The organism is Streptococcus mitis, from assembly GCF_003942695.1.
GTDB classification, from domain to species: Bacteria; Bacillota; Bacilli; order Lactobacillales; family Streptococcaceae; genus Streptococcus; species Streptococcus mitis_BD.
Genome location: NZ_RJNU01000008.1, coordinates 1 through 23210 on the forward strand (window position 1 = coordinate 1; position 23210 = coordinate 23210).

The 23210-nt window shown below is 43.6% G+C and carries 16 protein-coding genes; 8 read left to right on the forward strand and 8 right to left on the reverse strand.

Annotated elements, in window-relative coordinates:
- Positions 1-412: 412 nt before the first annotated feature.
- Genes D8852_RS06685 through D8852_RS06700 form a run of 4 tightly spaced genes read left to right on the forward strand, consistent with a single transcriptional unit; the run spans position 413 to position 3163 of the window.
- Positions 413-1099 (forward strand): XRE family transcriptional regulator, encoded by a 687-nt coding sequence (locus D8852_RS06685; protein ID WP_125399328.1) that lies wholly within the window; start codon positions 413-415, stop codon positions 1097-1099.
- Positions 1100-1102: 3 nt separating this feature from the next.
- The gene (locus tag D8852_RS06690) at positions 1103-2518 is read left to right on the forward strand and encodes a Y-family DNA polymerase (protein ID WP_125399327.1); all 1416 of its coding nucleotides are present in this window, start codon (positions 1103-1105) and stop codon (positions 2516-2518) included.
- On the forward strand, positions 2515-2877 hold the full coding sequence (locus tag D8852_RS06695; protein ID WP_125425149.1) for a hypothetical protein: 363 nt from the start codon (positions 2515-2517) through the stop codon (positions 2875-2877). The genes D8852_RS06690 and D8852_RS06695 overlap by 4 nt, the downstream gene beginning before the upstream one ends.
- Positions 2870-3163: a DUF5960 family protein gene (locus D8852_RS06700; RefSeq protein ID WP_125425150.1), complete on the forward strand. Its 294-nt coding sequence runs from the start codon at positions 2870-2872 to the stop codon at positions 3161-3163. Before D8852_RS06695 ends, D8852_RS06700 begins: the two co-directional genes overlap by 8 nt.
- A 360-nt stretch (positions 3164-3523) precedes the next feature.
- Here the strand turns inward: D8852_RS06700 and D8852_RS06710 are convergent, their stop codons facing one another.
- The 6 genes from D8852_RS06710 to D8852_RS06735 form a co-directional block, all read right to left on the reverse strand.
- Positions 3524-9793, reverse strand: coding sequence for an alpha-L-fucosidase (locus D8852_RS06710; protein WP_125425151.1), 6270 nt, complete (start codon positions 9791-9793; stop codon positions 3524-3526).
- Positions 9794-10136: 343 nt separating this feature from the next.
- The gene (locus D8852_RS06715) at positions 10137-10613 is read right to left on the reverse strand and encodes a glutathione peroxidase (protein ID WP_084925557.1); all 477 of its coding nucleotides are present in this window, start codon (positions 10611-10613) and stop codon (positions 10137-10139) included.
- Entirely contained in the window at positions 10610-11188 is a 579-nt protein-coding gene (locus tag D8852_RS06720; RefSeq protein ID WP_125425152.1) for a DUF3278 domain-containing protein, read from the reverse strand. Before D8852_RS06720 ends, D8852_RS06715 begins: the two co-directional genes overlap by 4 nt.
- Positions 11189-11200: 12 nt before the next feature.
- A complete protein-coding gene (locus D8852_RS10180; protein WP_000838124.1) occupies positions 11201-11542 on the reverse strand; it encodes a hypothetical protein in 342 nt (113 codons plus the stop codon).
- A gap of 10 nt (positions 11543-11552) precedes the next feature.
- Entirely contained in the window at positions 11553-12095 is a 543-nt protein-coding gene (locus D8852_RS06730) for a DUF3278 domain-containing protein (protein WP_125425153.1), read from the reverse strand.
- Between the two features lie 15 nt (positions 12096-12110).
- Positions 12111-12305: a helix-turn-helix transcriptional regulator gene (locus tag D8852_RS06735; protein WP_001082470.1), complete on the reverse strand. Its 195-nt coding sequence runs from the start codon at positions 12303-12305 to the stop codon at positions 12111-12113.
- 162 nt (positions 12306-12467) lie between these two features.
- Here D8852_RS06735 and rsmH point away from each other — a divergent pair, with 162 nt between their 5' ends.
- The 4 genes from rsmH to mraY are packed head-to-tail and all read left to right on the forward strand — an operon-like array spanning position 12468 to position 16987.
- Positions 12468-13418 carry a 16S rRNA (cytosine(1402)-N(4))-methyltransferase RsmH gene (gene rsmH, locus D8852_RS06740; protein WP_125425154.1) on the forward strand — a complete coding sequence of 317 codons (951 nt, stop codon included), beginning with the start codon at positions 12468-12470 and terminating at the stop codon, positions 13416-13418.
- Positions 13419-13428: 10 nt separating this feature from the next.
- Complete coding sequence (gene ftsL, locus D8852_RS06745; RefSeq protein WP_000840795.1) at positions 13429-13746, forward strand: cell division protein FtsL; 318 nt, start codon at positions 13429-13431, stop codon at positions 13744-13746.
- 3 nt (positions 13747-13749) lie between these two features.
- Positions 13750-16005 carry a penicillin-binding protein PBP2X gene (pbp2X, locus tag D8852_RS06750; protein ID WP_125425155.1) on the forward strand — a complete coding sequence of 752 codons (2256 nt, stop codon included), beginning with the start codon at positions 13750-13752 and terminating at the stop codon, positions 16003-16005.
- A 1-nt stretch (position 16006) separates the two neighbouring features.
- Entirely contained in the window at positions 16007-16987 is a 981-nt protein-coding gene (gene mraY / locus D8852_RS06755; protein WP_125425156.1) for a phospho-N-acetylmuramoyl-pentapeptide-transferase, read from the forward strand.
- 52 nt (positions 16988-17039) lie between these two features.
- Here mraY and D8852_RS06760 read toward each other — a convergent pair whose 3' ends face one another.
- The gene (locus tag D8852_RS06760) at positions 17040-22220 is read right to left on the reverse strand and encodes an SIALI-17 repeat-containing surface protein (RefSeq protein ID WP_125425157.1); all 5181 of its coding nucleotides are present in this window, start codon (positions 22218-22220) and stop codon (positions 17040-17042) included.
- 253 nt (positions 22221-22473) lie between these two features.
- Positions 22474-23187 (reverse strand): trehalose operon repressor, encoded by a 714-nt coding sequence (gene treR, locus D8852_RS06765; protein WP_125425158.1) that lies wholly within the window; start codon positions 23185-23187, stop codon positions 22474-22476.
- Positions 23188-23210: the final 23 nt, after the last annotated feature.

A 23210-nucleotide genomic window follows, 5' to 3' on the forward strand; every position in this document is an offset into this window, starting at 1 on the left:
AAATTGAAAAAGTTTCTCCTTTTAAAACAATTTGAATGAAATTTTTTCAAATTATTTAAGTAAGGGAAGTACGTTTAAAGTTGTTATAATAAGCTTCTGAGACATGCTGAAATACATTTTTGTCAAACCAGGTCTTAAGAAAGCTCGTAAAGCATCACAATTCTCAAAACGTTAATCAATACGATTATATCAACGTTTACAGACATTCAAGAATTTACTCTTGGATGTCTTTTTTGTTCAGAATAGATAAGTGGTGCTGTTTAAACTTGGTTTTCCCAGTGGACAATCGTCCACTTTTTTTATATAATAAAACTAAACCTAATTGGTTGAGTTTTGGAGATGTAAGCTCAACCGTCGATTTGTTTTTCTAAGAGAGATATTCTCGATAAAACATCACACTAGGGGGTGAATCATGTACCAACCAGAAAAACTCAAGGCTCGGAGAAAAGAGTTAAAATTGACACAGAAGGAAATTGCAGAGGAATTAGGGATTAGTTTTCAGGCTTACTCGGCTTGGGAACGTGGAATTAAGGAACCATCCAAGGAGAAGGTTGCCCAGCTAGAGAATATTTTAAAGGTAGCAAGAGGGTATTTTACTCAGATTGAGATTGTCCGTCTCTACAATAGCCTCTCCAAGCAAGGGAAGGACAAGGTTGTGCTTTATGCTCGCAACCTAGCTCAAGAGGAACAAACTCAGAAGGTGACGATCATGCCAGAGCGCCTCTATGAGTACCGTGTCTACGAACGCATGTCAGCAGGGATTGGGACTTCGGTCTACGATGACCAGAATTTTGATACGGTCTACTTTAACGAGGAGTTGGCCCATGATTTTGCGTCCTGGGTGGCTGGGGACTCTATGGAGCCTAAATATCAAAATGGTTCGGTGGCTCTGATTCGAGAGACGGGATTTGACTATGACGGAGCAGTTTATGCAGTGGTCTGCAACAACCAGACCTATATCAAACGGGTTTATCGGGAGGAAGATGGCTTGCGTCTGGTATCGATCAATCCTAAATACAAGGACATTTTCATCTCCTATGAAGAAGATCCTCGGATTGTGGGGATTATCGTTGGGAATTTTGTGCCGATGGAGGGTTAGCCTATGGGCTACTTTGATTATTCCAGAGAGCCCAAAAGTGATATTGCCTTTGTCGATATGAAATCTTTTTATGCCAGTGTCGAGTGTGTGAAAAGGGGATTGCATCCGCTGAAGACCTCGCTTTGTGTCATGAGTCGCGCGGATAATTCTACTGGTCTTATCCTAGCTTCCTCTCCCATGTTTAAGAAGATTTTTGGTAAGTCCAATGTTGGCCGGGCCTATGATCTGCCTTTTGATATCAAAACGCGCAAATTTTCCTATTACAATGCTCGAAAGCAAGGCTTGCCTACTGACTTAGACTATGTTCGCTACATCGAAGATTGGGCTCAAGTGACCCTGATCGTGCCACCTAGGATGGATGAATACATAGCAGTCAATATGGAAATCCAGCGAATCTTTCAAAATTATGGTAGTCCAGATGATATTTATCCCTACTCTATCGATGAGGGCTTTATTGATCTGACTAGTTCGCTCAACTATTTTATCCCAGACAAGAGTCTATCTCGCAAAGACAAGCTGGATCTGCTTTCTGCTCGCATCCAGAGGGATATTTGGAGGCAGACAGGGATCTACTCTACAGTGGGTATGTCCAATGCCAATCCCTTACTGGCTAAATTGGCTCTGGATAATGAGGCCAAGCACACCCCGACCATGAGGGCAAACTGGTCTTATCAGGATGTGGAAGAGAAAGTCTGGGCCATTCCTAAGATGACAGACTTTTGGGGGATTGGCAGGCGGATGGAGAAACGCTTGCATGATCTGGGGATTTTTTCCATCAAGGAATTGGCAACCAGTAATCCAGACCAGCTACAGAAGGCTCTGGGTCAGGCTGGCCTGCGTTTGTGGTTTCATGCTAATGGGATTGATGAGAGCAATGTTCACAGGCCTTATAAAGCCAAGTCTCAGGGATTAGGCAATTCTCAAATCTTGCCGAGAGACTACGTGAAGCTACGGGATATCGAAATTATTCTTCGAGAAATGGCGGAGCAGGTGGCTATTAGGCTGAGAAGGGCGGGCAAGAAAACAACCCTTGTCTCTATCTATGTTGGTTTCTCTAAGCAGGAGGTCAGGTCGTCTATTCACACACAAATGAAGGTCGAACCGACCAATAATACAGCTATCTTAACGGATTATGTTTTGAAGCTATTTCATAATAAATACACTTCTGGAGCGGTCAGAAGTGTCGGAGTCAACTATTCAGGATTTGTGGACGAGTCTTTTGGTTTGATCTCCCTCTTTGATGATGTTGACAAGTTAGAAAAAGAAGAAAGGCTCCAGACAGCCATTGACTCCATTCGGGAACAATTTGGTTTTACCTTCCTCTTAAAGGCCAACGCACTGGAAGAAGCCTCTAGGAGTCTTGCTAGAAGCAAGCTGATTGGGGGGCATTCTGCTGGAGGATTAGATGGACTAAAATGATTGATCGTTCTTATTTACCCTTTCCATCTGCGCGTGACTATCAAGATCCAGGGATGCAGAAGTGGATGGGCTTTTTCCTCTCAGAGCATACTAGTTCACTCGGTGAAGAAAAAAATCGGGTTGCTTTTTCGACGAGTTTGAATCCCGTTGAGAAGTTACTCTTGCTTTCGCAGCTTTATGTCGGGCAACTAAAGGGATACTTTGTAGTCAAGGAAAAGAAACAAAAAACGACTATCGTCGGCAAGGTGAGCGAATTATCATCTCAAACTCTATCTATTAGGACCAATGAGGGCTATAGGCTGGTAGAGCTAGCAGATGTACTCGAAATTCGACTGTGGGAGGAGGGAGTTTATGACTAGAAAAGAGTTGTATGAAAACAAACTGCAGATGGATTATTTTTCAGAAGCCTATATTCGTTTTGAAGAGGATTTTCAAAAATACTCTGCCATGAATGTGCCACTGACTTTTTTGATCGATGACATTCTACGCACCATGGCGATGAATCAGAAAAACTACTTCGTCTTAAACAAGGAAAATGCCAAGGATGGGCGAGAGCATCGCTTTTATTTTAGGGTGGTGACGGAAAAAGAGTCTCCTAGAAATCGAACCTATGCATACGCTGGACTCGAAAATAGTAGTCAGTAGACCTAGATGTGGGAGAGGGAAGTCTGATCTAGGGGAGATAGCTTGTGAGCGTCAGAAGATCTCATGGTATTGGAATTCGAAACACCATCTTTTATCTGTGGAGTTCTTGCAGAACTTATGATGGTAGTTCTGATGAGATAAGGCAAGGCCCACTCTCTTTTTTAGATGAGCGTTTATTTGAAAACGTAGTTGGATTTGAGAACACCTATTCTCAATGATCATCTTACTTTATAGATTCATACCAAAACATCCATGTGTATTTGTGGATGTTTTTTATTTTATAGATAGAAAAAGAGAAGACCAAATGGTCTTCTCAACGGGGGAACTGAATAATTAGAAAGAATCAATCAAAGAGGGTTATTAGTCTTTGAAATTCTTTTGGAAGATGAGGAGAGACAAGATAGAAGTAATGGCTGCCAAGAAGAGGAAGGCAGTTGCTTCTTGTTCCCCAGTTGCAGGGAGTTCTCTTTCCTTATCTTCTTTGATTGTAGCTGTAACAGGAGCTTTTTCATCTTTTGATGATGAATTATCTGTTACGGATGGAGCAGTTTTTTCAGTCTCTCTTGGGAGAACGTACTCAGGAAGAGTCACAACTGGTGGCGCTTCTGTTCCAACTGAGCTTTGTTTGCTACCTACCTCAATAACTCGATCTTGAGCTGGAGTTGCTTCTGTTTGGAGAACCTTGCGATTGTCACCGTCCACTTCAACATACTCGACTAAGAGACCGTCTTTCCCTTCTGATAGAACTTGCTCTTTTCCTTTGTCTAATTGTGGGTTTTCGCGACGGATAGTCTTGAACGGTACTGTCTTATTGACGATTTCCAAACTTGGAAGTGTAAAGATAAGGTCCTTGACCCCTTCCTCAGGACTTGAAGAAGTAATTGGCTTCTCAGGTTGCGCTGGAGTTTCCGGTTGAGTCGGTTTCTCAGGTTGAGCAGGTTTCTCAGGTTGAGCTGGTTTTTCAGGTTCAGCTGGTTTTTCAGGTTCAGCTGGTTTCTCAGGTTGAGCTGGTTTCTCAGGTTTAGCTGGTTTTTCCGGTTCAGCCGGTTTCTCAGGTTCAGCTGGTTTCTCAGGTTGCGCTGGAGTTTCCGGTTGAGTCGGATTTTCAGGCTGAGCCGGTTTTTCCGGTTGAGCAGGTTGAGCAGGTTTTTCCGGTTGCGCCGGTTTCTCAGGTTGAGTCGGATTTTCAGGCTGAGCTGGCTTTTCAGGCTCGGCAGGTTTTTCCGGTTGCGCCGGTTTCTCAGGTTGAGTCGGTTTTTCAGGCTGAACTGGTTTTTCAGGTTGCGCCGGTTTCTCAGGTTGAGTCGGCTTTTCAGGCTGAGCTGGCTTTTCAGGCTCAGCAGGTTGTTCCGGTTGCGCTGGTTTCTCAGGTTGAGTCGGATTTTCAGGCTCAGCAGGTTTCTCAGGTTGCACCGGTTTCTCAGGTTGAGCGGGTTGTTCCGGTTGCGCTGGCTTTTCAGGCTGAGCCGGAGTTTCCGGTTGAGCTGGTTGCTCAGGCTGGCCAGGTTTCTCAGGTTGAACCGGATTCTCAGGTTGAGTCGGATTTTCAGGCTGAACTGGTTTTTCAGGTTGAGCCGGTTTCTCAGGCTGAACTGGTTTTTCAGGTTGAGCCGGTTTCTCAGGCTGAGCTGCTTCGAGCTTGCTGATTTGTTCGAGAGCAGTTTCTAGCGCTTGATTGACTGCTTCCTGAGTTTTAGCTTCTTGGATTGCAGCAATGGCTTGGTCAGCAATTTCTAATAATTTCTTCTTAGCTTCCTTGTTGGATCCAAGCTCAGCGACTTTTTTCTCGATAGCTTTCGTCAAGCTGTCCATAGCCTTATCATACTCAATTTCAGGTTGTTTTGGTTCAGCTGGTTGCTCAGGCTGGTCAGGTTTCTCAGGTTCTTCTGGCTGTTCCGGTTGCTCTGGACTAGGCTCCTCTTGGCCTCTTTGATAGTTCTCATCCTTGGATAGGATATCTTGTAGGGCGCTGACTGTCAACATGACTTCTTGAACATCCACTGCATCAGCACTGAGTTGGTTTCTCAATTTTTCTAGATTTGCTTGGAAAGCTTGGCGTGCAGTGGCCGTATTTTTCAAGCCTGCTGGATCAAAGTTGGACAGATCATCTTTCCATTTTGAGATAGACTGGATGATATCTGCCTTGCTGTAGAGTTCACTACCTTCGCCACGAGTGATGAATTGGTCTACCTGGATACCGATATTTCGAGACAAATCGTTTCGATCAGGATCGAGTTGAAGGGTGACTGCGTGCAAGTTTTCGTCCAGACCTTTTAGGCTGACCAGAGTTTGATTGCCTTGGCGTTGGGCTGCACGACCGCTAAAGTATTTCTTACCGTCAATAGTTGAAGCATTTCCCATGCCATCTTGGTAAGGAACTTCTTTGCCATCTAGGAAGACTTTGTAGATACCGTGATTTGGATCAACATAGCCCTTGATATCAAGTCCAGTACCGTAGAAGTAGGCTGTGACAGTTGTCTTTTTCTTTTGCTCATCAGTTAAGCGGCCAAAGGAAGCCCAAGACTCAGTCTTTTGGTACTTATCTGCCGAATTGGTTTCATGGTGCCAGCCAGGACTATAATCCAACTGACTAGCTTGGTCATCATAGCTTGTTTGGTCCTTGATCAGCAATTCAGCTTTCATCACTTGGATGGTTGCATCGGTAGCAAAACCGAGCAGGGCACCATCAGTGACTGAAGTGAGCTTGGCTTTGAAGTCAAAGACAGAGTCTGCTTGTTCTGTAAAGTCAATCGTTGGGATGGTAACAGTCTTTTCTGTTTCTCCATCTTTAAAGGTCACATCTTGAGTTGTATCTTGGTAAACTTTACCGTGAACCCCAGTTCCAGGTTCTGTGATGAAGCGAACAGTAGCAGCCCCCTTGCTTCCACCAACACGCTTAATTTTAACAGTGACTGGTTTTCCTTTTTCGACTTCGTAGTTAGTAGACTCGAGTTCAAACATCCCTTTACTATCATTGTTTAGGGTGTAGATTCCTTCTGTAGCAATTGGTTCACCTGTTTTGTTTACAAGAGTAATAGTATGTTGACCAGGTGCTAAATCGCCTGTCTCAAAGACTTTTTGGCTACGTTTACGGCTAGCATTCTTAGTTTGCACATCTGCAACCTTTTGACCATCAACGTAGACGGACATTTCTCCATGACCTGGATCGACCGTAGAGACGACATAGGCCTTGGTTCCTGTGAAGGTATAGCTTACTTTGGCATCTTTTTGATTGGTCCACATAGAAGTGCCACGAACCCCTTCAGATTCATTGTACCAAGTTGTTCCGGCTGTATCCGCAGTTGTGTTTGAGTGGTATTCCAGTCCAAGAGGATAGCCATCTGTCTTTTCAATGCTGCTTGGTGTCTTGTAGACTGAGAAGTTGGTCAAAATTGGAGTTGCTTGAGCACCAGTGATGGTTACACGGATTTTTTGTGCTTCTACAGGCTTGCCTTGAACCAAGCGACGGTAACCAACGGTTGAACCTTCACCGTAAGTCACCCAGCGTCCGTTGATTTCGACTTCAATCTTGAAACCAGAGATACGTTGACCTTTGGCGATATCTTCCTTGAGTTCAACAACGTCAAAGCGTCTCTTTTGTCCTAAATCGACTGTGAAACTACCGGTTGTGGCATCATTTGAGAGCGCCCAGCTGGTGTCATCTTTACCGTCTGTGAGGTGGCTTTCTTTGTAGAGGTGGTTTTGACGAGTAGAACTTGCTGTTACAGTGGCACCTTTGGCAAAGTCAGTCGCATACATTTGGTCTAGAGTTGCCTTGAACTCCTTCAAGCGAGCCACATCTGCATCTGCGAATTTCCCTTCTTTATTTGGTGGAATATTGAGAAGGAGCGGGGTTCCACGGCCAACAGACTTGAAGTAGATATCCATCAATTCTTTGAGTGATTTCGGCTGTTGATTGTCATGGTAGAACCAGCCCGAACGGATTGAAACGTCAGCTTCCCCTACAGAATACATATCACCATCTGGGTCACCATGGTTGAGGTATTCGTTTTTCACATCGTCTGTGATATTGGCCCTTTTGACTTTATGCCATACAGGGTCACCTGCGATACCTCGTTCATTTCCGATCCAGCGAACGCTTGTCGGTTGAGCAGAGAAGATAGCAATATCTCCTTCAGCTTCTTTGATGTATTTGAACCATTCATCAAAGGTATAGGTTACTTTTTGGGCACCGCTACCACGCGCACCGTCCATCCAAACTTCGATAAATTTCCCTTTATTACCGTATTTCGGATTACCAAGGATTTCTTTCAGTTGGTTGAGATAGTATTGGTTGTATTCTTTTTCGGTTGCAACATGGTATTTTGGATGATTAGCATCCCATGGTGACAAGTAAACACCCATATTCATGTCATACTTGCTAGCAGACTTGGAAACTTCTTCGAGAAGGTCACCCTTACCATCTTTCCATGGGCTAGCAGCTACGGTATGGTTGGTGTACTTAGAAGGATAAGCAACGAACCCGTCGTGGTGTTTAACAACCATAATGGTTCGTTTGAAGCCTGTTTCCTTCAGAGTACGAATCCATTGGTCTGTATCTAAGTTGGTTGGATTGAAGTATCGAGGGTCTTCTTTCCCATTTCCCCATTCAGAATTGGTATAGGTGTTCATTCCGTAGTGGATGAAGGCTGCCAATTCTTCCTTGTGGTAATCGAGTTGGGCCTTGCTTGGAAGAGGTCCATGATTGCCAATCTCAGTTTCCTTATCTTCTGGATGAGCGACTGGTGGAGTCGGAGTCGTTGGATTAGCTGTATCAGCGACTGGCTCGTATTCAAAGACGACTTCATTCACCCCCTTTTGCTGGATAGTTGCTTCCAAACTAGCTTTTACTGGACGGTAGCCAGCAATGTCTTTTGCATGGAAGGTGTTGACAAAGGAAACGTCATACTCTTGACCGTCATTGTTATCAACTGTCGCTTCCGCTAGTTCAGTGCTTGTTCCTTTTTGACGGTAGTAAACTTTGAAGGAGCCTTTGTTGACTTTATAGACCACCTTGATGACACGAGTTCCAGGAGCTGTTTTGCTAACGACATTGTGGTTCCACTCGTCTTTTAGTTGCTTCTGAATCTCAACCCCATCAATGGAAAGAATCTGGTATTTTTCTAGATTTTGCTTGTAGAATTCGGTTGGAGTGATTGCTTTCTTAAAATCATAGTCAAAGCCAGTTCCCACTTCTGTTTTGTCTAAGAAAGTATCGTTTTCTTTGACTGTATTGCCTGCTTCGTCCACGTGCTGGATAACGACACGTCCGTAATCAATTCCCTTGACTAGAGTAGCGACACCGCTCTCATCAAAGGAGTACTGATTTTCTCCGATGACAGCTGTCTTATTTCTAAGCATTTCACCTTCAGGTGTAAAGTAGTAACGTTTGCCATTATCACCTTGATACCAGCCCTTGACACCATATTTGTCAATAATATCTTTGACCCATTTGAGTTGTTCAGGAGAGAGGACAAGTCCGCCACCAAAGCGCTCTTTCTCAGGGACACCGTTGTCAACCGTTCCGTGTTGGTGTACGCCGATGACTTTTCCATCACCATTGATAATTCCACCACCAGACAAACCAGATACAGAAGTTGTTTGGTAAGTGATGCCAGTAGCTCCCTTGTCATCATAAGGATCAACAGATTTTACCTTGCCGTCAGCCTTATAGAGTTGTCCAGCTACGATAGGCTGTTTGAGTTCTTTTGAGCTTGAGTCAGTTGGGTAACCAATCGTGCTGACAGGATCCCCTGCTTTGTAAGTCTTATGCTCAGCGAGTGGTACAAAAGTTGCTGCTTTATTTGGACTTGCAATTTGTACAGGGACAGGCGCTACAACTGCTGCCAAGTCATTTTGATATCCCTTGCTAAACTCTTCTTTGTTCCAGAAGTGGATATCTTTCTCTTGGAAGAGTGTGGTATTTCCTGAATTTGGCTGAGAATTTTTAACGGGAGCGTTGGAGCCTAGATTGTAATAGAAGCGCGCAGAATCTCCGCCACGAATATGGCCTTCTTTATCTAAAAAGTTATGAGCAACTGTCAAGAAAACGTTAGGCGCGACAAAAATACCAGACCCAGAAACGATGTATCGTTGAGCCCCACCATTATAAATGCTATATACCATAGTAGCAGCAGTTGCAGGTTGCCCCTCATAGTTGATGTGTTTGAGGTCTTGTCCACCGTTAATGATGGCACGATTATCTTTTTGAGCGATCTCTTCTTCCGTTGATTTCAAAATACTTTTTGATTCAACTTGAGGACTTTCAGCCTTTTCTACGGTAGCTGAAGTTTTGAAAGGTTTGACGTCGGTGTCAGGATATGCTTGATCGTGAATTTCTTCAGGGAGCAAATCAGCCTTACTTGTATCCGCAGGAGCTTCTTCTTTTTCTAGTTGCTGTGATGCTGACTGGTTGAGGTTTTCTTTCTTCTCGGGTTCAACTTTGTTTTCTTCTAGATTGGAAACCTGCTCAATTTTACTCTCAAGGTTTGATTTCCCATCGGGAAGATTTTCATCAGCTAGAGCAGTTCCTGAAGCAAAAAATGCTAGTCCAACCATGACCGAGGCAACTCCAACGGTCAGTTTCCGAATGCTAAACGTTTGCCCTTTTTCAAAAAGGTATCGATTCATAATATACTCCTAGTTTTTAGAAAGGCAGTCAGCTACTGCCAGAGCCCAAGTCTGACTTGGTTACAACTTGATTTAAGGATAAAAACTCTCTGATAATTTGTAAGCCACCTTACCTCCTGCGCATAAAACGCTTTCATTTTAAGATAAAAAAATTTAAAAGGTCATTTCTCCCTTAAAATGACTGGAAACTTTTAATATAACAAATATACTAAATTAATAAAAGAATTGCAATAGCAAAAAAGAAAAAAATAAATATAAATTAAAGAAAATAAGTTACTTTTTAAAGAAAAAACGCATCCTTTCAAGGCTCAAACTAAATGAAAGGACACGTTTTAAAAAGAAATTAGAGTATTTTTTGGAGAAACTCTTGGATGGTTTTGGGGTCTGTTTTGGAAGAGAAGCGCTCAAGGACTTGCCCATCTCGGCCAATGAGAAACTTAGCGAAATTCCATTCGATTCGTTTTCCTAGCGGACCAGCTTTTTGGTCTTTCAACCAAACATAGAGAGGTTCTGCTTCCTTGCCATTGACCTTGACCTTGGCAAATCGAGGGAAAGTAGTCTGATAGTGTAGGCTGCAGAAGCTATTGATTTCCTCTGCGCTGCCGGGTGCTTGTCCCATAAATTGATTGCAAGGGAAATCCAAGATTTCAAAACCCTGATCTTGATAGCGTTCATAGAGTTCTTGAAGTCCCTGATACTGGGGCGTTAAACCACATCCAGTAGCAGTGTTGACAATCAAGAGAACGTTACCACGATAACTCTCTAGGGAAGTTGCTTGGTTGCTTTGGTTTAAAACGGAAAAATCATATATACTGGTCATTTTTCTATATTTTCCTTATGCGTTACTGGTTCAGAGTGTTTTACCTCGTGTTCTGATAAAAAGGCGTAGGTCATGGTTCCAAAGATGGCTCCAATTCCCAAACCCAAGACTAGTAAAGGGAGCATTTTATCGAAGTGGAAGAGGTTGTCCCAAAAGGTATCGAAGGGAAGATGCTGAACAAAGAGTTTGTGAAAGGCTGATAAGACAAACAAGCCAATTGGAATGCTGATGAATACACTCCAACTACGAACTTTGATCTGGCTTTTGCTGTGGCTTTTGTGATGAATTTCGGACTGGTCATCCTTGTCCAAATGTAAGTCGCGAACTGCTAGTCTCGCCCTAGATGAGAGGACGAAGATAAGTTCAAAATAGAGGTAGGGCATGGCATCTCGAACCAACTCTATGAAGCGTCCAAATAGGAGATAGAACAAGAAGAGTAGGAGGGAGGAGTAAACGATTTGGATCAAGGCACGGGCACAAGCCTTGTAAATCATCTCTTGACGGCATTCATCAAATGGCCCTTGTATGTGAAAGAATAGTTTGAGTAAGCGAGTGGTGAAATCTTCTTTTTTCATGGGAGTGTTCTCCTAAATGACCGATTTTTGATTGACTTCTTTAAAGAGTTGACAGAGAGTATAGAAGTAAACCAAACTAAAAATGATACAGATTATTAGAAATACCAGATATCTCCAATCCATAGGATTTGTTAAAAGTTGTGGAAAGGATACGAGGATAAAACAGAGAGATGCGTTTAGAAGACGTATTTTTTTTGATTGGATTTTCTGGAATCTCTGTCCCTTGTTCAATACAGGAAGGAATAAAAGAAAGATAATCAAGAAAGGATGCTCAATATGTCCAGAAAGTAGGAAAAAGGTAATAAAGATACTGATAAAAACATGACTGATCAGCAGTCTCGCTAGTGATTTCATAAGGTACCTCCTAGTCGTCTTCTTGGTCTTTCTTGGCTTTTTGAATGCGAAGAGAGACAACAATTTGCATCATCATTCCGAAAAAGAAAGCTCCCAGTATAGTTTTTAAAATATGTTTTGTATTCAGAAGAGAACTGATGAAATTTGGATTTTCACTGGTTAGGGTATCAATGAATGGCATTATAAAAAATATCGCTATGCCATAGATCAGACCGGATTTTAGACCAGGAAAACGTAGCTGTTTGCTTTCTTTTTGACTCAGCATTTCGGGATCAATAGCTGTGATGCCCGTTTTCTTGGTTTGAGAGATCACATAGAGAGCAACTATCATCGAAATGCCAAACACCAAGAGAGGATAGCCGATAGCGACAATTTGCGGGTATTTATAAGCAAGGACAAAGGGAATGAGATTGCCAAATGTCATCAGATAAAAGAGGACAATAAAGACCTGATTCCCGATACGATCGGTCTCGCGCCGTTTGTGTTCGTCAAGGGGACCAGAAATACCGTATATGCGTTTGATGAATTTTTCAGTGAGAGTTTCTTTTTTCATTTGTTTGCTCCTTTTTTAAAAATCGTCCTCCCAAAAGAGACTGTTGAGGTCAGTTTGGAGGCTACGGGCGAGATTGAGACAGAGTTCCAAAGTAGGATTGTACTTGTCATTTTCAATCATGTTGATGGTCTGTCTCGAGACACCGATATCTTTGGCGAGCTCGAGCTGGGAAATGCCTAGTTCCTTGCGGAATTCTTTGACACGATTCATAAGGTCTCCTTTCTGATATGTCGTATATATTTGACTATATTATATTCTTTTGAGAGCGAGATGTCAAGTATATGAGACATATATTTGAGAATTTTTTTCGAAGAAACTTAGCCTTGTCTGACAAGTGCAAGCTGGTCAGATTTGTGGTAAAATAGATAGGATATGACAAAAGAATTTCATCATGTAACGGTCTTGCTTCATGAAACGATTGATATGCTTGACGTAAAACCTGACGGTATCTACGTTGATGCGACTTTGGGCGGAGCAGGCCATAGCGAATATTTATTAAGTAAATTGAGCGAAAAAGGGCATCTCTATGCCTTTGACCAGGACCAGAATGCCATTGACAATGCGCAAAAACGCTTGGCACCCTACATCGAAAAGGGGATGGTAACCTTTATCAAGGATAACTTCCGTCATTTGCAGGTACGTTTGCAGGAGGCTGGTGTCCAGGAAATTGATGGAATTTGTTATGACTTGGGAGTGTCCAGTCCTCAGCTGGATCAGCGTGAACGTGGTTTTTCTTATAAAAAGGATGCGCCACTGGATATGCGGATGAATCAGGAAGCTAGTCTAACAGCCTATGAGGTGGTCAATCATTATGACTATCATGACTTGGTTCGGATCTTTTTCAAGTATGGTGAGGATAAGTTTTCTAAACAGATTGCCCGTAAGATTGAGCAAGCGCGCGAGGTGAAACCAATTGAGACAACGACGGAGTTGGCAGAGATTATCAAGTCGGCCAAGCCTGCTAAGGAACTCAAGAAAAAGGGACACCCTGCCAAGCAGATTTTCCAGGCTATCCGAATCGAAGTCAATGATGAGCTGGGCGCGGCAGATGAATCCATCCAGCAGGCCATGGACATGCTGGCTCTGGATGGTAGAATCTCGGTCATTACCTTCCATTCGCTGGAAGACCGCTTGACTAAGCAACTATTTAAAGAAGCTTCAACAGTGGAAGTTCCCAAAGGTTTGCCCTTCATTCCAGATGACCTTAAGCCTAAGATGGAATTGGTATCCCGTAAGCCAATCTTGCCAAGTGCTGAAGAGCTAGAAGCCAACAATCGTTCGCATTCAGCCAAGTTGCGCGTGGCTAGAAAAATTCACAAGTAAGAGGAAAAACATGGCAGAAAGAATCGAAAAAACAAGCCAGTTATTGCAAACGAAGTTTAAAGGTTTTTCACGTGTGGAAAAGGCCTTCTATGTTTCGATTGCTGCAACAATGATTATCTTGGCAATTAGCGTTGTGTTTATGCAGACCAAGCTATTACAAGTTCAGAATGAATTGACCAAGGTCAATGCTCAAATCGAAGAAAAGAAAACCGAGCTAGACGATGCCAAGCAAGAGGTCAATGAATTGATTCGTTCAGAACGTTTGAAAGAAATTGCAAACTCCAAGGATTTGCAGCTGAATAACGAAAATATCCGAGCAGCGGAGTAAGAAATGAAACAGTGGAAAGAAAAAATCATCCGTTATGCCGTTCGTAACCGTAAATCTCCAGAAGAAAACCGCCGAAGAGTAGGGAAAAGCCTGAGTTTATTGGCTGTCATACTCTTCGCTGTCTTTTTGGTCAACTTTGCGGTCATTATCGGAACGGGTAAAAAATTTGGTAAGGACTTGGTTAAAGAGGCTAAAAAGGTTCACCAAACAACCAAGACGATTCCTGCAAAACGGGGGACTATCTACGATCGTAATGGTACGCCTATTGCAGAAGATGCGACATCTTATAATATCTATGCCGTTATTGACAAGACCTACAAGTCAGCAACAGGTAAGATACTCTATGTAGAGGATTCTCAATTTAATAAGGTGGCTGAAATTTTCCATAAGTATCTGGATATGGAGGAGTCCTATGTCAAAGAACAGCTTTCTCAGCCAGATCTGAAACAGGTATCCTTTGGTACCAAGGGAAATGGGATTACCTATGCCAATATGATGGCTATTAAAAATGATCTCAAAACTGCTGGTGTCGAGGGGATTGACTTTACGACTAGCCCTAACCGCAGTTATCCCAATGGACAGTTTGCTTCTTCCTTTATCGGACTCGCACAACTCCATGAAAATGAGGATGGCACCAAACGCTTAATTGGAACATCAGGGATGGAAAGCTCCTTGAATAATATCCTTGCAGGGACTGATGGAATCATTACTTATGAAAAGGATCCCTTGGGAAATATTGTTCCAGGAACAGAACAAGCCTCGCAACAAACGGTAGATGGAAAGGATGTCTACACGACTCTTTCCAGTCCTTTGCAATCCTTTATGGAAACCCAGATGGATCTCTTCCAAGAAAAGGTAAAAGGCAAGTACATGACGGCTACCTTGGTTAGCGCTAAGACAGGGGAAATCCTCGCTACGACTCAACGGCCGACCTTCAATGCAGATACCAAGGATGGCATTACAAAAGACTTTGTCTGGCGTGATATCCTTTATCAAAGCAACTACGAGCCAGGATCGACCATGAAGGTGATGATGCTGGCCTCAGCCATTGATAACAACACCTTCCCTGGTGGAGAATACTTTAACAGTAGTGAATTGAAAATAGCAGATGCGACTATTCGAGACTGGGATGTCAATGAAGGGTTGACCAGTGGTGGTACCATGACTTTCTCTCAAGGTTTTGCCCATTCAAGTAATATCGGGATGACCTTGCTTGAGCAAAAGATGGGGGATGCAACATGGCTGGACTATCTTAACCGCTTTAAGTTTGGGGTGCCAACTCGTTTTGGTCTGGCAGATGAGTACACAGGTCAATTACCTGCGGATAACATTGTCAATATCGCCATGAGTGCATTTGGACAAGGGATTTCTGTTACCCAGACCCAGATGCTTCGTGCTTTTACAGCCATTGCCAACGATGGGGTTATGTTGGAGCCGAAATTTATCAGTGCCCTCTATGATCCAAATGACCAGTCTGTCCGTAAGTCTCAAAAGGAAATCGTCGGAAATCCCGTCTCAAAAGAAGCAGCCTCATCAACTCGAGAACATATGGTCATGGTTGGTACCGACCCTGTCTATGGAACTATGTACAATCATAGTACAGGAAAAGCAACTGTCAATGTCCCAGGTCAGAATGTTGCCCTGAAATCAGGGACGGCTCAGATTGCGGATGAGAAAAATGGTGGTTATCTTACCGGGTCAACCAACTATATCTTCTCTGTTGTGTCGATGCATCCTGCAGAGAACCCTGACTTTATCCTCTATGTAACGGTGCAACAGCCAGAGCATTATTCAGGTGTTCAACTGGGAGAGTTTGCCAACCCAATCCTTGAGCGAGCTTCTGCTATGAAAGAATCCCTCAATCTTCAGTCAACTGCTAAGAATTTGGATCAGGTCAGCAAGACGACAAGCTATGCCATGCCAGCTACCAAGGACTTTACTCCGGGTGACCTAGCAGAGGAATTGCGTCGTAACCTTGTCCAACCAATCGTTATCGGAACAGGAACCAAGATCAAGGATCTCTCGGTTTCTGAAGGAGATAATTTGGAAGCCAATCAGCAGATCTTGATCCTATCTGATAAGGTCGAAGAAATACCTGATATGTACGGCTGGACAGATGAAAATGTGCAAACATTTGCCAAATGGCTGAATATAGAAGTCGAGTGGGAAGGTAGTGGCAAAACGGTCAAAAAACAAAGTGTCCGTGCTAATACAGCCCTCAAAGACATTAAAAAAATGAAAATAACTTTAGGAGATTAAGATGATTAGTTCCATTAGTGCTGGAGTCCTAGCCTTTCTATTGACCTTGATAGGTATTCCAGCCTTTATCCGATTTTATCGAAAATCACAGATTACGGGTCAGCAGATGCATGAGGATGTCAAGCAACACCAAGCTAAAGCTGGGACTCCAACCATGGGAGGTCTTGTCTTCCTAATCGTTGCAGTAGTGATGAGCTTTCTGGTTGCTCTCTTTACCCAACAATTGACCAACAATGTAGGCATGATTTTGTTTATTTTAGTTTTATATGGTTTGGTAGGCTTTTTGGATGATTTTCTCAAGGTCTTTCGCAAGATCAACGAGGGCTTAAATCCCAAGCAAAAACTTGCACTCCAGTTGCTTGGAGGAGTGATTTTCTACCTCTTTTATGAGCGTGGTGGAGATATGCTTTCTGTCTTTGGCTACCAAGTTCACCTGGGTATTTTCTATATTTTCTTTGCCCTTTTCTGGCTAGTTGGCTTTTCAAATGCGGTGAATCTGACTGACGGGATTGACGGCTTAGCAAGTATTTCCGTAGTGATTAGCTTGTCGGCCTACGGTGTGATTGCTTATATGCAAAATCAACTCGATATCCTACTTGTGATTCTTGCCATGATTGGTGGTTTACTAGGCTTCTTCGTCTTTAACCACAAGCCTGCCAAGGTCTTCATGGGAGATGTGGGGAGTCTGGCTCTTGGTGGAATGCTAGCAGCTATTTCTATGGCTCTTCACCAAGAATGGACCCTTTTGGTGATTGGGATTATCTATGTTTTTGAGACAAGCTCTGTTATGATGCAGGTTACCTACTTCAAACTTAGTGGTGGGAAGCGTATTTTCCGTATGACACCTGTCCATCACCATTTTGAGCTTGGAGGATTCTCAGGCAAGGGCAATCCTTGGAGCGAGTGGAAGGTTGACTTCTTCTTTTGGGGAGTTGGACTTCTAGCAAGTCTCTTGACCCTAGCCTTTTTATACCTGCTGTAAAAAATAAAACAGGATGAAGTTGTTCTTCATCCTGTTTTTCTTATGTTAAAAGTTAGTTGGATTTATCCTTTCTTCCTTTTAACATAAAAGTGGCTGTAAGGGCTAGGCTGAGGCCTGCTAAGAAGAGGAGTGGATTAGATGTTTCTCCTGTTGCTGGAAGTTGTTTTTTAGGAGAATGATTTCCAGCTTTAGCAAGGTTAGAACTAGCTGAAAGTTGTTCAGCGCCGTGTGCCAAGGTTTCTACATCTGAACCACTTGGTTTTTTCTCCGTGGCAGAGGTTGTTCCAGCAGCTTGATAGACGACAGCATAGGTACTGAAATGACTAGTGATGAATTCTGCCATTCCTTCTCGAACGGTGAAATCAAGAGCTTGTAACTCCTTGGTCGGAGTGATGTAGTAGATATTTTCTACGCTAGCTGAAATAGGCAATCGAACCAAGACAGAGCCTTTTGGCTGCAAGCTATGATCGGTTGGATTTTTAAGCTGTAGGTCGTAAGCATCATAGGTCTTGCCAAAGAGTTCTTGAGCTAAGACACGTCGGCTAGAAACGTGAGAAATTCCTTCTAAGTCACTAACTCCACCAATAATTTCCACTCCGGTTTCCTTGCCTTTCAAGACACGCAGCTGATACTCAGGTCGGGTGAGGGTTGGAGCAGCCTGATCTCCGCTAGTTCCGATAGGACCAGTGTACTCAGGTTTTTCTACTACAGGAGCTTCTTCTTGCCCAGCAGTTCCGATAGGATCGGTGTATTCAGGAATTTCTACGGTAGGGGCCTCCTCTTGCCCCGCCGTTCCGATAGGTTCAGTGTATTCAGGCTTTTCAACCGTAGGTGGCTCTTCTTGCCCTGCCGTTCCGATAGGCTCGGTGTATTCCGGAATTTCAACAGTAGGAGCTTCTTCTTGCCCTGCAGTCTCGATAGGTTCAGTGTATTCAGGGATTGTCACCGTAGGCGGCTCTTCTTGTCCCGCAGTTCCGATAGGATCAGTATATTCAGGAATTTCAACAGTAGGAGCTGGTTCGTCTCCATTGCTTGTAGTTGGCTGCTTCTCGTCAACCTTTTTCTCATCTTTTTTAGTAAAGACAGCTACGACAGGACTGCTTGTGGTAGTTCCTTGAATGGCATAAGCTTCAATCGCTTTTCCAGTTTGTCGATCAGTAGCCTCAGGGATTGGGATTTGAACTTGATTGTCTTGGATTGATAGCACGGTCTGATCCCCACTTGTAACCAGATGCGTTTCGTCCACTTTGCGCAATACTAGAGGATCTTTGACACCTGGGAAGGTTACAGCGATGGCTTCCCAGTCTCCAGGCGGTAGGGTTAAGGAAATTTCTTTATCGTTTTCCTTGAGAGGAGCGATACTTGGACTATCTATACCAACAGCTGGAGCTTTGATGATATCAAAGGAGTCTAGAGAGATTTTCTTGCGACCTTCTGGTGAATCTGGGTCAACACGTAATGTCAGGGTGTGCGGACCGTCAGTGAGATTTGTAAATTCGCCAATAAAGGCCCTTTTTTCAGTTGCACCTGACGTATAGAAGTCTAGACTTGGCATTTCTTTGCCATCTAATGTAACACGCGCTCGTCCAAGGGCAAGGCTCTTCAAACCATAGATACGAATGCCTGTACCAGTAAAGGAAATGGTTGCCTGAGCTTCTGAAGCTGCACTAGAGTCGCTGTTGTTGATGTCAGCGTATTTTTCCGTACCTCCGTAGAGTTCCGGGTCAGACCAGTCCTTAAACTGGGCACCATACTGGATGCGCGAATCACGATCATCCATTTTTTCAATCGTGTTGCCTGTTCCAGATAGGACCTTGAAGTAGTCTAATGAAATTTTCGAGCGTTCACTTCCACGTCCCTTGTGCTCACGCTTAACGCTAAGAGTCAATGTATGAGGTCCATCTGCTAATCCTGTAAAGCGACCAATGAGACTACCTTTTTCAGTTGCTCCAGCAGTATGGAAATCAAGTTCTCCAACTTCTTTTCCGTCAATTTTAGCAGTAGCAAGACCTAGTTCGGACGATTTTAGTCCATAGATTTCGATACCAACACCAGTGAAAGGAATGGTGGCAGTGATGTCTTCGTCTGTGTAGTCCCCTTTTGAAAGGTCAGCAAATTTCTCTGTTCCTCCAAATAATTCTGAGTCTGCCCAGTTTCCAAAGGCAGCTCCGTACTGGATGCGGCTATCTCGGTCATCCATCAACTCGCTGTAGGTTTCGACATTAGCCTTTTCGGATACCTGTGTAGAAACTTCTCCCAGCATAGCCTTGACGGTATAGGTATAGGCGAGTTGAGGATTTAGTGAGCGGTCAATAAAGTGGGTTTGATTGGTTACAAATTCTCTGCTTGCAGAGGCTTGGCCAGACGCGTCTTTCACTTGTCTTTGGATGACATAGTGGGTAGCGCCTTCTACTTGATTGAAGGTAAGTTCGGCAGTGACTCCATTTTGTCGAACTGCTGTCAGACTGGTTATGCGACCAGGGAAGTGTTCAAAGGTAATGACGTCACCTTTTTGTGTTGCCAGTTGGATGCGATTGTTTTTAAGAATCGTTGCCTTGACTGGTTTGCCATTGACCTTGATCTGACTGGCTTCGATGTTTGGATAGTCTACAACTAGGTCCCCTCCGACATTTGAAAGGAAGGACAAGCTTTGCAGGTTTTTATCTTTCCACTTCATGCTGACTTCAAAGTTACCACGGGCAACCAATCCAGAAACCTGACCGTCTTTCCATGCATCTGGAAGGGCTGGCAATGGCGCAATATAGCCAGTATGAGATTGCAGGAGCATTTCTGCCATCCCGCTGGTTGCTCCAAAGTTGCCATCGATCTGGAAAGGCGCGTGGGTATCCCAAAGGTTTTCTAGGGTTGAGTATTTGAGCTGTTCAGCGAGCAAGCGATGAGCACGGTTACCGTCCAGTAGACGAGCCCAGAGATTGATTTTATTGGCCTTAGACCAGCCAGTACCACCATCTCCACGGTGGTTTAAAGTAGCACGCGCAGCCTCTAGGTATTCAGCCTGGTCCTTGCTAAAGAGTGTACCAGGGAAGAGCCCAACTAGATGGGAAACGTGGCGGTGGTTATTTTCAATCCCTTCATTAGTGAATTGCGGACTGTCTTCTTCGTACCATTCCTTGATGCGGCCCTCATTGTTGATATGAAGTGGTTTTAGTTTGTCAAATTTAGCCTTGACCTCTGTGACTAAGTCTTGGTCGACTTTCAGATGGTTAGCGACTTCCATGTAGTCGTGGAATAGCTGCCAAACTAGCGACTGGTCAAAGGTGTTTCCGATGGTGATGGTACCGTGTTCTGGTGAGTAGGATGGAGAAGACACCCAACGGTCACTGGCCTTGTCATAGTGCAAGAAGGAGTTCCAGAATTTAGCGGTTTCCTTGAGCATTGGATAAATCTTTTCTTTGAGATAAGTCTCATCCTTGGTGAATTTATAGTAGTCATAGACGTTCTGCATCATCCAGGCATTAGCTGCTGGCGACCACCCCCAATAGTAATTCCAACCAGGAGTAGTCCAGCCAAATGGTGTTGCTTGAGTGTGGACCAGCCAACCATTTTCTTGTCCATCTTTGGATTCGATACCTGCGTATTCCTTAGCAGCGATACGACCATAGTAGCGCATGTCGTCAATGTAATTGATCATTGGCTTGGCAGTTTCAGCAAGATTGCTCATGTAGGCAGGCCAATAGTTCATTTGCAAATTGACATTGAGGTGGTAGTCAGCGTTCCAAGGTGGATTGTCTACAGCATTCCAGACTCCTTGTAGGTTGGCAGGAAGGGCATCTGTCCGATCGCGAGACGAACTAATGAGTAGATAACGTCCGTATTGGAAGAAGAGTTCTTCCAGTTTTTGCCCTTTTTCTGGGTTATAGCCTTGAAGGGCCTCTTTAGTCGTTTGAGCAGTCTTGTTTCCACCTAGGTTTAGTTTAACGCGGTTAAAGAGACTTTGATAGTCCTTGATATGGGCCTTTTTCAGTGTCTCGTAGTCTTTGGCCTTAGCAGCTTCTACAATCCCTTTAACTGTTTTTTCGAGGTCAATGTCTTTTCGATAGTTGGTTTTAGGATTTTGAGCAAAGTTTGTTTTGGCGCTGAGGTAGAGGGTTGCATAACTTGCGCCTGTAACGGTTAGTGTCTCATTCTGAACAGTAACTGTTCCATCCGTTTTAATTCCTAGATAGGATGCAAATTTGAGGCCGTTATCTTTAACAGTTCCCTTTAGAAGGATTCCGTTTGTATCTGTAGTGACATGACCATTCTTATAGTTAGAATATTCCCAAGAGTAGTTTCCATTAGCAAGCAAGTCTTCTGTCAAACTGTTCCAAAGGGTAAAGTCAAGTGTCTTGTTTCCTTTTTTGGTCAAGTGGGTCACAGTGACATCATCAGGATAACTGGAGAAAGTTTCGCGTTTGAAGGTCGTCCCATCTTGGGTGTAAGAAGTGGTCGTAGTGGCTTCAGTGATATCCAAACGACGATGATAATCAGTTACAGTATCTAGTCCTTTCTTCTGGTTATTAAAGACCATGAAGATATCTCCAAAGGCTAGGTAACGTCCATACTGGGCGTTGTTTGGTCCAACTAGATTTTGTTCAGCTAGCTGTTTTGCTTTTTGGCGGTCACCAGCTTCGAGGGCTTTACGTATCTCTGCTAAGACCTTGTAACGGTCCTTGTAGTTTCCTCCGTTATAGTCGGTGCTATCGGGTTGTGGTCCTCCTGACCAGAGGGTCTTTTCGTTGTACTGGATTCTCTCTTCCCCAATCAGACCGAAAACCTTGGCTCCCATCTCTCCATTTCCGACAGGAAGGGCTTGTTTTTCCCATCCATCATAGGAGGGAGCTGTTGGCTGATCGTAGTTGAGTTGGTAGTTTTCTTGCTTTGTCACTGGCTGATCTGCCTTTTCAGGTTCCTTATTTTCTTTAGCTTCTACAATGGCTTCTTCACTAGCTTGACTATTTGTCTTCGGAGTCTCCTCAGCTGGCTTGCTTTCGGAACTTGGAGTCTCAACTAGAGCTGGTTTAGTGGTCTCAGTCGGTTCAATCTGCTCTGATCCACTATTAGGTTTAGTTGTAGTCTCGACAATACTTGGGTCATTTTGCTGCACTTCAATACCATCAGCTGAGACTGTATGACTGGATAGAAAAACAGCCCCTAGCAAAACAGAAGCAGTCCCAACCGTTAGTTTGCGGATGCTATAGCGACAGGATTTCTCCCAAAAGTGTTTTTTCATAAAAACCTCCGTTGTTTATCCGAAACCGCTTACATTTTATAAAGCAGTTCCTTTTAATTTGTTTCTATTTATCTCCTCACCTCCCATTCTAATGATCGCTTAGCATTTGTCAATAGCTTTTTAGCAAGATACATATTTGCTGTTGTTTTTTCTTAAAATAGTAGAATAAGTAGCAAGCAGTCCATCTTTTCCAACTATCAACTAGATCGTTTACTACTAAAAAACAGTTGAGAGTATCCCCAACTGTAAGTGTTTATTTCGGATGTCTTTTGGCAAAGTCAACAAAGTGAAATTTTTCTAGTTTATGGCGACTTTCGGTGAACTGAAACTGGCGCCCGTCTTGGAGATAGACTTTTGACTTGATTGAAACGACATAAGGGTCTTTGCCAATATCCATGAGAATCTTGTCTCGGTCACTCGTGTGGTCAATGGTAATTTCTTTCTGAGCATAATCGATGGTAAGTTTGAGGTCGTCCTCTATATACGAGTAGATAGAGTGCTCAGCGATTTGGCGAGTGAGATTTGGGACCAGTTCCATATCCAGATAGTCCGTATCCAGAACGGATACCAGGTCATCTACTACACGCTGGCGGACCACCTTCCAAACCATCCGAAACTCTGGAAAGCCGGTGATCAGTGAGGATTTTTTATCGATAATGATCTTGTCCAGACTGACCACATTGGTTTTAGAGCGTAGTCCAAGTTCTTGAACCAGTTCTTGGTAGCTGGTTAGGTTAGAGACAGGGAAATTGACGGTTTCTTCTTTGACGACTTGAGAACCTTGCCCCCTTATCTTTTTGATTAATCCTTCCTCTTGGAGGAGGGACAGAGCTTTTCGGACGGTGTCACGACTTACTTGATACTGATTCATGAGGTCGTGCTCGCTGGGGAGGAAATCTCCGACAGCGTATGTCTCGTTTTGAATGGTTTTTTGGATTTGCTTAAATAATTGTTGGTATTTCTTCATCTTGCTTCCTTAAATGAATTTTG

What these genes read in the sequence shown, in the direction of transcription:
- D8852_RS06695 (WP_125425149.1), top strand. Translation starts at nt 2,515, where the DNA reads ATGATTGATCGTTCTTATTTACCCTTTCCATCTGCGCGTGACTATCAA.
- ftsL (WP_000840795.1), top strand. Translation starts at nt 13,429, where the DNA reads ATGGCAGAAAGAATCGAAAAAACAAGCCAGTTATTGCAAACGAAGTTT.
- D8852_RS06690 (WP_125399327.1), top strand. Translation starts at nt 1,103, where the DNA reads ATGGGCTACTTTGATTATTCCAGAGAGCCCAAAAGTGATATTGCCTTT.
- D8852_RS06700 (WP_125425150.1), top strand. Translation starts at nt 2,870, where the DNA reads ATGACTAGAAAAGAGTTGTATGAAAACAAACTGCAGATGGATTATTTT.
- D8852_RS06710 (WP_125425151.1), bottom strand. Translation starts at nt 9,793, where the DNA reads ATGAATCGATACCTTTTTGAAAAAGGGCAAACGTTTAGCATTCGGAAA.
- D8852_RS06760 (WP_125425157.1), bottom strand. Translation starts at nt 22,220, where the DNA reads ATGAAAAAACACTTTTGGGAGAAATCCTGTCGCTATAGCATCCGCAAA.
- D8852_RS06715 (WP_084925557.1), bottom strand. Translation starts at nt 10,613, where the DNA reads ATGACCAGTATATATGATTTTTCCGTTTTAAACCAAAGCAACCAAGCA.
- D8852_RS10180 (WP_000838124.1), bottom strand. Translation starts at nt 11,542, where the DNA reads ATGAAATCACTAGCGAGACTGCTGATCAGTCATGTTTTTATCAGTATC.
- D8852_RS06730 (WP_125425153.1), bottom strand. Translation starts at nt 12,095, where the DNA reads ATGAAAAAAGAAACTCTCACTGAAAAATTCATCAAACGCATATACGGT.
- D8852_RS06735 (WP_001082470.1), bottom strand. Translation starts at nt 12,305, where the DNA reads ATGAATCGTGTCAAAGAATTCCGCAAGGAACTAGGCATTTCCCAGCTC.
- rsmH (WP_125425154.1), top strand. Translation starts at nt 12,468, where the DNA reads ATGACAAAAGAATTTCATCATGTAACGGTCTTGCTTCATGAAACGATT.
- D8852_RS06720 (WP_125425152.1), bottom strand. Translation starts at nt 11,188, where the DNA reads ATGAAAAAAGAAGATTTCACCACTCGCTTACTCAAACTATTCTTTCAC.
- D8852_RS06685 (WP_125399328.1), top strand. Translation starts at nt 413, where the DNA reads ATGTACCAACCAGAAAAACTCAAGGCTCGGAGAAAAGAGTTAAAATTG.
- treR (WP_125425158.1), bottom strand. Translation starts at nt 23,187, where the DNA reads ATGAAGAAATACCAACAATTATTTAAGCAAATCCAAAAAACCATTCAA.
- pbp2X (WP_125425155.1), top strand. Translation starts at nt 13,750, where the DNA reads ATGAAACAGTGGAAAGAAAAAATCATCCGTTATGCCGTTCGTAACCGT.
- mraY (WP_125425156.1), top strand. Translation starts at nt 16,007, where the DNA reads ATGATTAGTTCCATTAGTGCTGGAGTCCTAGCCTTTCTATTGACCTTG.